Here is a 12,594-nt window from a genome sequence, read left to right as displayed (position 1 = left end):
GGGCGCGCTCGGTGTGCTTCGTGAGCAGGAACGGTCGCGTCGCGGTGCGCGAGGCGACCGTTCCTGCTCACGATCTGACCACCGACGGACTGGAGGCACGGGTCGGGTCCGCCACGTGCCTCCGGGCCGTCAGTCCCCCCAGAACGTCGCGATGAGGGCGGGCAGGAGCCCGTCGGTCGGGACGTTGGTCTGTTCGATGGTGATCCAGGTGTCACCGCGGGCGAAGTACGTGTAGGCCTTCTCGACGCCGTACGGCTCGACGATCCCGCGGGACTGGCAGAAGGTTCCGCCGTCACGCTCCGTGCAGGTCCCGCCGCCGTCGTACGCGGGGAACTCCTCGATCTCCCGCTGGATGGTCGCCTCGGTGGCGGTCCCGGCCCGGACCTCGATCCCGGACACGTCCGCACGCGGGTCACGCCACGAGCAGGAGACCTTCGACTGGGTGCCCGCCGGGTCCTGACCGTCCGGCACTCGATCGGTACCCGACGGCGGGTCGGCCTGCGTCAGCGGGGTGTCACCGAAGAAGCGGTCGTAGTCCTCGGCGGGGACCAGCGCGCGACAGTCCGTGGGGATGGTCGCCGCTGCGGGGGTCGGTGTCGACGTCGGGGTGGGCTTCGGGACGGGGGCACCCGTGATCGGGGCGGAGCTCGGCGTCGTGGAGGACGGCGCGGGCTCGGGCTGCCGGGTCTGGGTGGGAGCGGCGACCGGGTCGGCGTTCTGCTGCGACAGCGTCAGGGCGACGGCGCCGGTCGCGGTGCCGACGGCGAGCAGCGCGACGACACCGATGACGATCCCGGACCGGCCACGACGACGCTTTGGGAGCGGGGTGGCACGCTCGAGGACGTTCTGCTTCATCGAGACGAGCATGCGCTGCAGGTCGTCTCCCTGCGGAGGCTCAGTGTTCATCGTGCATCACCACCTTCTTGAGTCGTCGACGGTTGCGGGACACCCGCTGGGTGACCGCGCCGACCGTGAGTCCGAGGAGTTCGGCGGCCTCGGCGTACGAGTGCCCCTCGAGCAGGCAGAGCTCGCAGATGCGGCGGTCGAGGTCCGGGAGCGCGGCGATCTCGGCGCGGACCCAGCGCAGGGTCTCGCGGGCCTCGTCGTGGTCGGCGGGCGAGGCGAGGTGCTCCGGGAGCTCGTCCGTGCGGCGCCGGGCCTGCTTGCGCCCGGTGTTGAAGGCGTGGTTGCGGCACACGACGAGCAGCCACGGCAGCACCGTGTCCGCCGGCAGCTCGAGGGTCGCGGCGCGCTGCCAGAGCGTCAGGAACGCGTCCTGCACGATCTCCTCGACGTCGGACCGGTCGTCGACGAGCGCCCACGCGTAGCGGGTGAGGGTGGCGGCGTACCGGTCGAACGCGCGGGCAAGCGCGCCGGTGTCTCCCTGTGCCATTGCACGGACGAGTCCTTCGTCCGTGTCGGTGCCGGTCGTCACGTCCACATCCCACCTCCTTCACTCAGAGGTGTCGGCAGGACCCGCGATCCTGACAGGACCGTGGCGGATTCGTGATCTCGGGCGTGTCCGCTCGGAGACGTCAGAGGGCGGTCACCGCTGCGGCAACCGCCTGCCGTCAGTGGAAGTCGTCGCCGTCGCCCTCGGCCGGCGTCTTGTGTCCGCCGAGCATGTCGTTGTCGTCCTGGTCACTCGACGAGGCGAGCTGCAGCATCGCGAGCACGACGACCACCACGATGAACGCGACGCCGAGGAAGATCACGGCCAGCTGCAGTTCCCGCGTCGAGAACAGCACGACGAGCCCGGTGAACACCGCGATGATCGCGGAGATCCCGAGGAGCTCGACCGGGCGCAGACGGTCACGACGGCTGGGGGTGGTCATGCGTGTGGTGCTCCGTCCGGGGCGACGGCCGGCGTGGCCGTGCCCCACTTGTGCGAGAGGCCGGCGATCACGTGGAAGACGGCCGTGATGGCGAGGTACGCGCCGAGCAGGCCGACGAGCACGATCGAGGCGTCGAGGGTGCCGGTGACCTTCTCCACGCCACCGAGCTGCTGGGAGTAGTCCGGCGGGGTGACGAGGAAGGCGACCGCGAGCAGCAGCGTGAGGCCGCCGATCGTGGTCCAGTCGCGGGCGAAGGGCGAACGCCGCCGGGCCCGGAGCCCCTGCGACAGCTCGAGGGCTCCGGTCAGCACCGCGAACGCGACGATGACCGTGATGAAGGCCGGCAGCCCGAAGCCGTTGCACGCGATCGCGGCGACGGCGGCGAGCAGGGTGATGACGGCCTGCAGCAGGGTCGTGCGACGCGAACGACCGTCGAGGGGCAGTCGGGAGATCCCGGCGAACAGGAGCACGAGGCCCTCGACCAGGGCGAAGCCGCCGAAGAGCAGCAGGCCGTAGCCCGCGGCGTGGTTGGTCGAGAAGGTGATCACCATCGCGACGATCGCAGCGGGGACCGCTCGGAGGATCGGGATCGGCCAGTACCGCGCGCGCTGGGTCGCTTCTTCCACGGTGGTGGCGTCGTCCACGGTGTCGGACACGAGACCTCTTTCGGGCATGCGGATCGTGGATCCGATCCTACCGCCGGTGTGGTGAGCGCCCGACCGGAGCGGACTCGACCCCCTGTGGACGTCCACACCCCCCTGCACGGGGACGACACCGTCCTGCGGTGCCGTCCCCGTGGTGTCAGGGCTGCTGCGGGTCGTCGTCCGGGGCGCCCAGCCGGACACGACGTCGGGCGAGCCACCAGCACACGGAGCCCACCGCGGCGGCCACTGCGGCGAGCGCCGCGGCGAGGCCGAGTCCTTCGGCGCCCGTGTAGGCGAGGGCTCCGACGGGGGCACCCGGACCACGACCGGCCGCGGGGTCACCGGCGCCGCTGTCCCCGTCGTCGCGACCGTCCGGCGCGGGGCCGTCACCACCGGCGTCACCGTCCCCGTCGTCCGTGGCGGGGCCGGTCGTCGGCACCGGACCGGTGGTGGGCGAAGGGCTCGGCTCCGGCGCCTCGTCGTCCGGGCCGACGACGATCGCGACGCCGGTGGACGGGTCACCACCGTCCGGGTCGGTCGGCGACGTCGCGGTGGCCACGTTCACGACGTCGGAGCCGTCGCCCCGGTACGCGGGATCGAGCGCGGCACGGATCCGGAAGTCCAGGGTCTCGCCCACGTCCAGCGACACGTCGGAGCTGCAGGTCACCCGCTGGCCCTCGGCGGTGCACCCGTCGTCGGAGCCCACGAACCGCATCGCCTCGGGCAGGTCGTCGACCGCACCGACCTGCTGCGCCACCGACGGGCCCCGGTTCCGGGCGGTGACGAGGTACTCGACCTCGTCGCCGGGCTGGACGGTCGACGGCGACACCGACTTGTCGGTCTCGACGTGTGCCGCGACGACCGGTGCCGTCGCCGTCGTGCTCGCTCGCGAGGTGTTGTCGGCCTCGTTCGTGTCGGACAACGAGGTCGGCGGGGCGATCGTCGCCACGCTCTCCAGTGTTCCGGACGTGCCCTCGGCCACCCGGCCCTCGACCGTGACGACGGCCGAACCCCCTCGGGGCAGGGACAGGTCGGTCGCGACGTCCCCGGTGCCCGACCCGGTTGCGCAGGCGGAACCCTCGGCGGCGGTGCAGGTCCAGGTGACGTCCTCGACGCCGTCGGGCACGTCGACCTGCAGTGGGCTCGGGTCGGCGGCGTTCGGGCCGGGGTTGCGCGCCGTCACGGTGTAGCGGAGCGACTCACCGGCCGTCACGGTCGTGGGCAGGTCGTGCTCGACGGACAGGTCGGCGGGCTTCCAGACCCGGAGCGCGTCGACCTCGTGCTTGTCGACGTGGCTGCCCGTGGCCCCCGCGAACCCCAGGCGCAGCGTGCTGGGCAACGGAGCCTGGCCGTCGCCGTGCAGCGGGACCGAGTCGAGGACGGTGCGCATGGTCGAGCCGGCCTGCAGCCGGACCGTGACGGAGAGCCCGCCGTCGTCGTCGGGCAGCAGGGTGATGCGGACCGTGCGGGGCGTCGAGCCGGAGGTCACCGTGCCACCGGGAGCGGTCGCACCGGCGACGTACCGGTACCCCTCTGTCCCGTTGCCCGAGCCGCGGACCACGACGTGGTCGGGCTGCGCTCCCGGACCGGAGCCGTTGATGCGCGACGAGAAGTTGCCGTAGTGGTCGATCGCGACGGCAGCGAAGCCCCCGGGCACGCCGGGCAGGTCGCACTGCCGCCCGCCGCCCTCGGTCGCTTCCTTGCGGCAGGCGTACCCGAGGCCGGCACCGAAGGACCCGACGCCCTGTGCTGCGGCCCCGTCGGCCAGGTACAGCAGCAGCCCGTCGGCCCCGGGGTCGTCCTTCGCGGTGTACATGGCGTAGGTGAACTCGATCTCGAGTCCGGTGTCGGACGGGAACGTGTCGTTCGTCGACCACGCTCCCGCCTGGTTCAGGACGTCGTCGGTGAGCCGCAGCCGCCCGCCGGACACCGCGGCGTCACCGTGCAGGGCGCCGCCGGACGCGCTGGAGAACTGGTTGACGTACGGGAAGTCGAGGGCCGCGGCGCTCGACCCGGACGGCAGGACGGCGGGCGCCGCGAGCACGCCGAGCGCGGTCACCGTGGCGCAGGCCGCGGCGACACGGCGGACGACCCGCGAGCGGAGCGACCGGAACGACCGGCGCGACCGGCGATCAGGGGCAGGAGCTGGAGCAGGAGCACTGGGATCTGTCATGCCCCGATGCTCGCGACCGGGACGTCACCCCCGGGCGGCGGCGGGATGATCTGTGGAACGCCCCCACGGGCCTCCGGGCTGTGGAGGAAGAACGGCGCAACCGGACCGCTCAGGCCAGCCACACCGTCGTCTCACCCGGCAGCAGTCCCGGCGCGACCCCGTCGAGCGGCCCGGACGCGGCGACGACCGTGCCGTCGGGCAGGGGCACCGGGGCCGTGCCGAAGTTCGTCACCGACCGCCACCCGTCGTTCCGTGCGAACGCGACGACCTCGGAGCCGGACTCCAGCCACGTCAGGGCCTCCCCCTGCTGCAGGCGACGGCGGGCGGCGAGCGCCTCGCGGTACAGCGACAGGGTGGACTCGGGGTCGCCGTCCTCGGCCTCGACCGAGGACTCCCCGAAGTCCTGCGGCTGCGGCAGGTGCGGCGCGGCGTCCCCGAAGCCGAACGACGGCCCGGAACGCGCCCACGGGATCGGCACCCGGCAGCCGTCGCGGCCCTTCACGGTGTGCCCGGTGCGGAGCCACTTCGGGTCCTGCAGCAGGTCGCGCGGGATCGCGGCGGCCTCGTGCAACCCGAGCTCCTCGCCCTGGTAGACGTACGACGACCCGGGCAGCGCGAGCATCAGCATGGTGGCCGCTCGTGCCCGGCGGAGCCCCCGTGCGCGGTCGAGCTCCGGCGTCGTGCCGTCGGTCATGAGCCAGGCATCGGTGTCCGTGCCGTCCGGCAGGCCGTAGCGGGTGGGGTGCCGCACGACGTCGTGGTTCGAGAGCACCCAGGTGCTCGAGGCGCCGGACTGCTCCGAGGCGGCCAGGTTCCGCTCGATGATCCGACGGAACGCATCGGGCTCGAACGGGGCCTCGAGCAGGTCGAAGTTGAAGGCCTGCCCGAGCTCGGTCGGCCGGGCGTACAGGACGCGACGGGGTGCCGGAGCCCAGGCCTCGGCGACCGCGGCGCGGGGCGGGTCGTACTCGTCGAGCACCCGACGCCACGTGGCGAAGATCTCGTGCACCTCGTCACGGTCGTACAGCGGGTCGGAGCCGTCGAGCGGCAGGTCCTGCTCGTCCGACGGCCGGTACGGGGTCGACAGGTCCTTCGCCAGCCCGTGCGCGACGTCCACGCGGAACCCGTCGACACCGCGGTCCGACCAGAAGCGCAGGGTGTCCTCGAAGTCGGCACGGACCTCGGGGTTCGACCAGTCCAGGTCCGGCTGCTCGGGGGCGAACAGGTGCAGGTACCACTGCCCGTCGGGCACCCGGGTCCAGGCGCTGCCGCCGAAGTTCGACACCCAGTCGCTCGGCGGCAGTTCGCCGGAGGTACCGGACCCTTCGCGGAACACGTACCGCGCCCGCTCGGGCGAACCCGGCGCGGACGCCAACGCGGCCCGGAACCACTCGTGCTGGTCCGAGGTGTGGTTCGGGACGATGTCGACGATGACCTTCAGGTCGTGCTCGTGGGCGGCCCGGAGCAGCGCGTCGAGGTCCTCGAGGGACCCGAGCTTCGGGTCGACGGCCCGGTAGTCGGCGACGTCGTAGCCCCCGTCGGCCAGGGGCGACGGGAAGAACGGGGAGAGCCACAGCGCGTCGACGCCGAGCGATGCCAGGTACGGCACCCGGCTCGTGATGCCCGCGACGTCACCGAGTCCGTCGCCGTCCGTGTCGGCGAAGCTGCGTGGGTAGACCTGGTACACGACGGCGTCGCGCCACCAGGTCGGGTCGGTGGTTCGTGGCGTGCTGGCCGGGGTCCGAAGCGTGGTCACGACGCCACCGTACTCAGCGGACCGGGAATAGCGCCCCCTACGATCGCATTGGTTGTTGCTGACACCTTTCCGTCCCGCAACAGCATCCCGCAACAGAAGGAGCTCCATGACGAACGTCCTCGTCCTCGTCGGCAGCCTGCGCGCCGACTCCATCAACCGCAAGCTCGCCGAGGCCGCCGCGCACCACGCGCCGGAGGGCATCGAGCTGCACACCTTCGACGGCATCGTCGACCTGCCGTTCTACAACGAGGACATCGACGGTGACACCCCGCCCGCCCCGGCAGTCGCCTTCCGCGACGCGATCGCCGCCTCGGACGCCGTCCTGCTCGTCACCCCCGAGTACAACGGCACCATCCCCGCCGTGCTGAAGAACGCCCTCGACTGGGCATCGCGTCCGTTCGGCGCCTCGCCGCTGTCCGGCAAGCCGCTCGCCGCCATCGGTTCGGCGTTCGGCCAGTACGGCGGCGTCTGGGCCCACGACGACGCCCGCAAGGTCGCCGGCATCGCCGGCGCGAAGGTCCTGGAGGACGTCAAGGTCGCCATCCCGCAGTCGGTCGTCCGTTTCGCCGAGACCCACCCGCGCGAGGACGCCGAGGTCACGACGCTCGTGCAGGGCGCGCTCACCGCGCTCGCCGAGGCCGCGGCCGGCACGGACGAGCAGGCAGCCGCGTAACGCGACGAACCACCGGACAGGAGGCCCGTGGCGACCCCGCCACGGGCCTCCTGTCCGGTGGTTCGGACGCAACGGTCGTTGCGAACGCATCGGACGGTGCGGACGCACCGGTCGTGGCGGAACCCGGGAGTCCGCTAGACGACCGAGATACGAGACGGGTTACCCTGAACGCCATGTCCACGCAGGAGATCACCGAGGCGTCCGGGTACTGGTTCCCGGACGACGACGCGACCCAGCGCGGGGTCGCCGTGCTGAACGCCCTGCGCCGGTACCGGTCCGCCGAGACCGCCATGCGCCGCCGGACCCGTGACTCGATGGGCATGGGTGAGACCGACCTGCTCGCCGTACGGTTCCTGCTGCAGGCGCAGCGCTCCGGCACGTCCGTGAGCCCCAAGGACCTCGCGGCGTACCTCAAGATCTCGTCCGCGTCGACGACGATCCTGATCGACCGCCTGGTGAAGTCGAACCACGTCCGCCGCGATCCGCACCCCACCGACCGCCGGGCCCTCGTCATCACGCCGACGACCGAGACCGACGACGAGGTCCGCGCCACGCTCGGCGTGATGCACCGCCGGATGATGTCGATCGCCGAGGGACTCCCCGCGTCCGAGGCCCGGGTCGTCGCCGGTTTCCTGGAGCAGATGCGCCAGGCGGTCGACCAGGTGGACCCCGCGCCGTCGCACTGAGCACCGTCGCGCCGAGGCCTCCGACTGTCGTCGGGGGACGCTGCCTCCGAGCGCACTGAGAACGTGCACTGCGGCACCGCGTAGACCGGAACGGTCACACCGACGCGAAAGGAGCCACAACCATGCACGCTTCGGACAAGATGGCCAAGAACCTCCAGGCGGTCCTCGTGGACCTCATCGACCTGCACCTGCAGGGCAAGCAGGCCCACTGGAACATCCTGGGCACCAACTTCCGCGACCTCCACCTGCAGCTCGACGAGATCGTCGACGCCGCTCGCGAGTTCGCCGACGACACCGCCGAGCGCATGCGCGCGCTGTACCTCGTGCCGGACGGCCGCTCGGCGACCGTCTCCGCGGGCAGCCACCTCGACGCGTTCCCCTCGGGCGAGATCACCACGCACGACGCCATCGACCAGGTCACGCTCCGGCTGTACCAGGCGACCGGCACCATGCGCGACGTCCACGACGAGGTCGACGAGGAAGACCCGACGACCGCGGACCTGCTCCACGGCTTCATCGAGCGCCTCGAGCAGCTCGCCTGGATGGTCTCCGCCGAGAACCGCGCGCCCAGCACCCCGCTGGCGTCCGCCACCACGCCCGCCGTCGCCGACGCGTCGGCGCACGCGTAGGGGCCCGGGTGGACCTCGGTATCCAGGGCAAGACCGCACTCGTCTTCGGCGGTGACTCCGGCATCGGCTGGAACACGGCGCGCATCCTGCTGGCAGAGGGTGCGACCGTGGTCGTCACCGACATCGACCAGAGCCGTCTCGACACCAGTGCGGACCAGCTCGAGGCTCCCCTCGGCAAGCTGCACGCGTTCGCGGCCGACGTCCGGAGCGCCGAGAGCCTCGCCGCCCTGCACGACAAGGTGCGTGACGCCGTCGGCGAGATCGACATCCTGGTGCAGTCCTCGGGCGTCACCGGCGCCCAGGGCATGTTCCACGAGATCGACGAGGCCGGCTGGGCGGAGACGATCGACATCGACCTGATGGGGCCGGTGCGGATCACCCGCGAGTTCATCGGCGACCTGCGACAGGGCGGCTGGGGACGCGTCGTCTACCTGGTGTCCGAGGACGCCTCGCAACCGTACGACGACGAACTGCCCTACTGCGCTGCCAAGGCCGGGGTGCTCTCGTTCGCCAAGGGGCTCTCGCGCTCCTACGCCTCCGAGGGCCTGCTGGTGAACACGGTCTCGCCCGCGTTCATCCACACGCCGATGACCGACGCGATGATGGACAAGCGGGCCAAGCAGCGCGGCACATCGTTCGACGAGGCCATCGGCAGCTTCCTCGACGAGGAGCGGCCGTACATGGAGCTCAAGCGGCGCGGTGAGCCGGAAGAGGTCGCCAACGTCGTGGCCTTCCTGTGCTCCGACCTGGCCAGCTTCGTGAACGGCGCCAACTACCGGGTCGACTCCGGCTCGGTCGCGACGATCTGATCGTGGCACCACAGCACAACCAGGAGGCGTCATGACCGACTTCCGCTACCTCATCGTCGGCGGCGGGATGGTCGCCGACGCGGCCGCCCGCGGCATCCGCGAGCTCGACACCGACGGGTCGATCGGGATCCTCAGCGAGGACGTCGACCGCCCCTACGCCCGGCCCGCGCTCTCGAAGAAGCTCTGGACCGACCCGGACTTCAGCTGGGACGACAAGGTCGACCTGCACACCGAGGAGACCGGGGCGCAGTTCGTCCTGGGCACCGCGGTGACGGCGATCGACCGTGCTGCGAAGACCGTCACGACGGCCGACGGTGCGACCCATGGCTACGAGCGGCTCCTGCTCGCGACCGGTGGGAAGCCCCGCGGGCTGCCGGGGCTGTCCCCGTCGGCACGCGTGCTCGACTACCGCAGCGCGTCGGACTACCGCCGCCTGCGCGAGCTCGCCGACGCCGGAGCGCACGTCGCCGTCGTCGGTGGCGGCTACATCGGCCAGGAGATCACCGCGGGCATCGTGCAGAACGGCGCACGCGTCACGCTGGTCGACCCGGACGAGATCGTCGGCGGACGGATGTTCCCCGACGACCTGGCACGGGCGTTCCAGCAGCGCTTCGTCGACCACGGCGTCGAGCTCCGCACCGGTCGTCGGGTGTCCGAGGGCACCGAGACGGCCGACGGTGTGCGACTGACGCTCGACGACGGTTCCGTGGTCGAGGCCGACGCGGTCGTCGCCGGGCTCGGCATCGAGCCCGCGACGCAGCTCGCCGCCGACGCCGGACTCACCGTCCGCGACGGCATCGTGGTGTCCTCGACGCTGCTCACCGACGACGACTCCGTGTTCGCCGCCGGGGACGTCGCCGAGTACCCGGACCGGATCCTCGGCACACGCCGGGTGGAACACGTCGACAACGCCCAGCAGCAGGGTCGACAGGCCGGCCGCAACCTGGCCGACGCCGACGAGACCTACGACCACACGCCGATGTTCTACTCCGACGTCTTCGACATGGGGTACGAGGCCGTGGGGCAGGTCAGCGCGAAGCTCCGCACGGTCGAGGACTGGCAGGACCCCACCGTGACCGGCGTCGTCTACTACCTGGACGACGACGACACGGTCCGGGGTGTGCTGCTCTGGAACGTGTGGGACAAGACCGACGAAGCCCGCAAGGTGCTCGCCGAGGCGAACTCGCTGACGCCCGACATGCTGCCGGGCCGCATCACGGCCTGATCGCTCGCCCGTCGCGGTGGTCGCGACGCCCTGGAGGCCCGGTGCCGGTCCGTCGGACCGGCACCGGGCCTCCAGGCGGTCGCCCGCACACCGCGGCGCCCGCCGCCTCGACGGGGCTCGCTGCTTCGACGGTGCTGGCTACTTCGACTCCGGCGCGACCTCGTCGACGACCGCCCGGCGGTCCGCCGGGTCGACCGGCAGGTCGTCGCCGTCCGCCATCGCGACGGCGTGCGCGGACTTGGCGGCTTCGAGCGTCTCGTCGTCGTTCCGGGCCATCCCGAAGAGCTCGATGAACCGCGACTTGACCAGCAACCAGGCGTCTCCCGGGCTGAGCCGGGCCAGGTCCGACGCCGTCGAGTCGTCTCGCACCCGCTGCAGCGAGGACACGCCGCGGTCGGGGATCCGGTGGTCGACGTGCGCCACCGCGAGCCGCGCGACCGCGTCGGCCTGGGCGTGCATGACCGAGTGCGCACCGTCGACGACCTCGCGCAGGACCGCGTACGGGAACACGCGCGCCAGCCGGCGGACCCAGTCGCGCGGCACCATCGCGTCGTGCTCGCCGCGGACGATCAGGGTGCGGGCCTGCACGTGCGCGGCACGCTCCTCGATCGGGAACGCGATCATGCGCGGCAGGACCTTGCGGAACCAGTGCCAGCCGCACAGCGCGTACGCCGTGATGCCGTGCCAGCGGACCGCGGCCGGCTCGTGCAGCGTCGACCGCAGGAACCGGAACGCCGACTGCCGCACCGTGCGCGCCGACGAGTCGACCACGGGGCTGATGAGCACGAGGTCGGAGAGCTCGGGACGGCGAGCGGCGACCTCGGTGACGACCTGGGTGCCCATCGAGTGCCCGATGAGCACCGGGTCCTCGAGCCCGAGGTCGTCGATGACCCGCTCGACCGCGTCGGCGTACCGCTCGATCGAGACCGTCCCACGGAACCGCGGGACGCCCGCGAAGCCCGGCAGGTCGAGCGCGTGCACCGGTCCGTTCTCGTTGAGGTGCGGCGCGAGCCGCTCGTAGTAGGTCGACGCGATTCCGAGACCCGCGACGAGCACGAAGGCCCGCTCGCCCGGCTCACCGATCGAACTCACCCGGACGTAGGTGCCGTCGAGTGCGACCCGGTCGACCTGCACCGTGACGTCGGCGTCCTCGGCCTGGGCGAGCTCCCCGGCCGGGTCCGGACGGGGTGCCTGGCGTTCGTCGTCCACGTGGGTCTCCTCCGGTCGAGCGGTCGCCCAGGATACCCGGCCGCCGTCCGCTCGGGCGGCGACGCCGTGGTCAGCCGCTGAAGGTGTTCGCGGGGAAGCCGTGCACCGTGGTCGGCACCGCGAAGACGGCGCCGGAGGGCGGCGCCTGCTCCAGGTCCTGCTCGGTGAGGTTCTCGCGGGCCGTGCCGACGAACATCGTCGACATGTCCGGGCCGCCGAACGCCACCGACGTCGGGTTGGCGACGGGGAGCTCCACCGTCTCCAGGTGCGAGCCGTCGGGACCGTAGCGCTCGACGCGGGAACCGCCGTAGATCGCGCTCCAGAAGCAGCCCTCGTCGTCACGGACCAGGCCGTCGTGCGCGTGGCCGACGATGAACGGCTCGAGTTCGCCGAGCTCGCCGTCCGGGCCGTACGACCCCCGGAAGACCGTCGAGGCGCTGGTGTCGGTGACGTACATGGTGCTGCCGTCCTCCGACCACTCCATGCCGTTCGTCACGCCGAAGCCGCCGCGGAGCAGCCGGACGGTGCCGTCGGCCTCGACCGAGTAGAGCGCGGCGTCGGGTTCGCCGGTGGTCACGTTCATGCTGCCGACCAGGAACCGGCCGAACGGGTCGCACTTGCCCTCGTTGAACCGGTTGCCCGAGGTGCTGTGCGTGACGCGGGCGATCTCACGCTCCACGGCCCCCTGCTCGTCCGTCACGACGACGGCGTCGCCCAGGGCCGCGACGAACCCGCCGGAGGCGCGGGGCTGGAAGCTCGCCAGCGGGGGCGGCAGCGGCACGCTCGACCGGACGGTGCCGTCGGCGCCAGCGGTGTTGAGGGTGCCGAGGGTGATGTCGGTCCACCGGAGGAGCTGCGCGGACGGGTCCCAGACGATGCTCTCGGCGAGGACCGCTCGGGCGTCGACGAAGACGGTCGCGGGGCCGGTGGTGACGTTCGTGCTCATCGACCCCGT

Annotated in this window: 13 protein-coding genes; 5 read left to right on the top strand and 8 right to left on the bottom strand. The window is 72.1% G+C overall.

The features are described from left to right. Window positions 1-129 precede the first annotated feature (129 nt). The 6 genes from ACL00U_RS01700 to ACL00U_RS01675 form a co-directional block, all read right to left on the bottom strand. Window positions 130-906 carry a hypothetical protein gene (locus tag ACL00U_RS01700; protein WP_262118319.1) on the bottom strand — a complete coding sequence of 259 codons (777 nt, stop codon included), beginning with the start codon at window positions 904-906 and terminating at the stop codon, window positions 130-132. Beyond that, window positions 896-1,435: an RNA polymerase sigma factor gene (locus ACL00U_RS01695; RefSeq protein ID WP_017886488.1), complete on the bottom strand. Its 540-nt coding sequence runs from the start codon at window positions 1,433-1,435 to the stop codon at window positions 896-898. Before ACL00U_RS01695 ends, ACL00U_RS01700 begins: the two co-directional genes overlap by 11 nt. A gap of 136 nt (window positions 1,436-1,571) precedes the next feature. Beyond that, window positions 1,572-1,835 carry a hypothetical protein gene (locus ACL00U_RS01690; RefSeq protein ID WP_017886489.1) on the bottom strand — a complete coding sequence of 88 codons (264 nt, stop codon included), beginning with the start codon at window positions 1,833-1,835 and terminating at the stop codon, window positions 1,572-1,574. After that, window positions 1,832-2,491, bottom strand: a complete 660-nt coding sequence (locus ACL00U_RS01685) for a DUF308 domain-containing protein (RefSeq protein WP_017886490.1) — start codon at window positions 2,489-2,491, stop codon at window positions 1,832-1,834. Before ACL00U_RS01685 ends, ACL00U_RS01690 begins: the two co-directional genes overlap by 4 nt. 145 nt (window positions 2,492-2,636) lie before the next feature. Continuing rightward, window positions 2,637-4,652, bottom strand: a complete 2,016-nt coding sequence (locus ACL00U_RS01680; protein WP_139179715.1) for a lectin-like domain-containing protein — start codon at window positions 4,650-4,652, stop codon at window positions 2,637-2,639. A 109-nt stretch (window positions 4,653-4,761) separates the two neighbouring features. Continuing rightward, a complete protein-coding gene (locus tag ACL00U_RS01675) occupies window positions 4,762-6,408 on the bottom strand; it encodes a glycoside hydrolase family 13 protein (RefSeq protein WP_071251476.1) in 1,647 nt (548 codons plus the stop codon). A 106-nt stretch (window positions 6,409-6,514) separates the two neighbouring features. On the opposite strand from ACL00U_RS01675, the gene ACL00U_RS01670 reads away from it, so the two are divergent. From ACL00U_RS01670 to ACL00U_RS01650, 5 genes are all read left to right on the top strand, one after another. After that, window positions 6,515-7,081, top strand: coding sequence for an NADPH-dependent FMN reductase (locus ACL00U_RS01670; RefSeq protein WP_259551550.1), 567 nt, complete (start codon window positions 6,515-6,517; stop codon window positions 7,079-7,081). Between the two features lie 173 nt (window positions 7,082-7,254). Then, window positions 7,255-7,767, top strand: coding sequence for a MarR family winged helix-turn-helix transcriptional regulator (locus tag ACL00U_RS01665; protein ID WP_017886494.1), 513 nt, complete (start codon window positions 7,255-7,257; stop codon window positions 7,765-7,767). Window positions 7,768-7,889: 122 nt separating this feature from the next. Further along, window positions 7,890-8,396, top strand: a complete 507-nt coding sequence (locus tag ACL00U_RS01660) for a Dps family protein (protein ID WP_017886495.1) — start codon at window positions 7,890-7,892, stop codon at window positions 8,394-8,396. A gap of 8 nt (window positions 8,397-8,404) precedes the next feature. After that, entirely contained in the window at window positions 8,405-9,205 is an 801-nt protein-coding gene (locus ACL00U_RS01655) for an SDR family NAD(P)-dependent oxidoreductase (RefSeq protein WP_263137065.1), read from the top strand. Window positions 9,206-9,236: 31 nt separating this feature from the next. Continuing rightward, a complete protein-coding gene (locus ACL00U_RS01650; protein WP_214533059.1) occupies window positions 9,237-10,430 on the top strand; it encodes an NAD(P)/FAD-dependent oxidoreductase in 1,194 nt (397 codons plus the stop codon). A gap of 138 nt (window positions 10,431-10,568) precedes the next feature. Here the strand turns inward: ACL00U_RS01650 and ACL00U_RS01645 are convergent, their stop codons facing one another. Further along, window positions 10,569-11,639, bottom strand: a complete 1,071-nt coding sequence (locus ACL00U_RS01645; RefSeq protein ID WP_071251475.1) for an alpha/beta fold hydrolase — start codon at window positions 11,637-11,639, stop codon at window positions 10,569-10,571. A 70-nt stretch (window positions 11,640-11,709) separates the two neighbouring features. After that, window positions 11,710-12,585, bottom strand: a complete 876-nt coding sequence (locus tag ACL00U_RS01640) for an SMP-30/gluconolactonase/LRE family protein (RefSeq protein ID WP_263137064.1) — start codon at window positions 12,583-12,585, stop codon at window positions 11,710-11,712. Window positions 12,586-12,594 lie beyond the last annotated feature (9 nt).

This window comes from Curtobacterium poinsettiae (assembly GCF_047226435.1).
Lineage (GTDB): Bacteria > Actinomycetota > Actinomycetes > Actinomycetales > Microbacteriaceae > Curtobacterium > Curtobacterium poinsettiae.
Note: the sequence above shows the minus strand (reverse complement) of the source record. Positions and strands in the feature narration are given on the sequence as shown.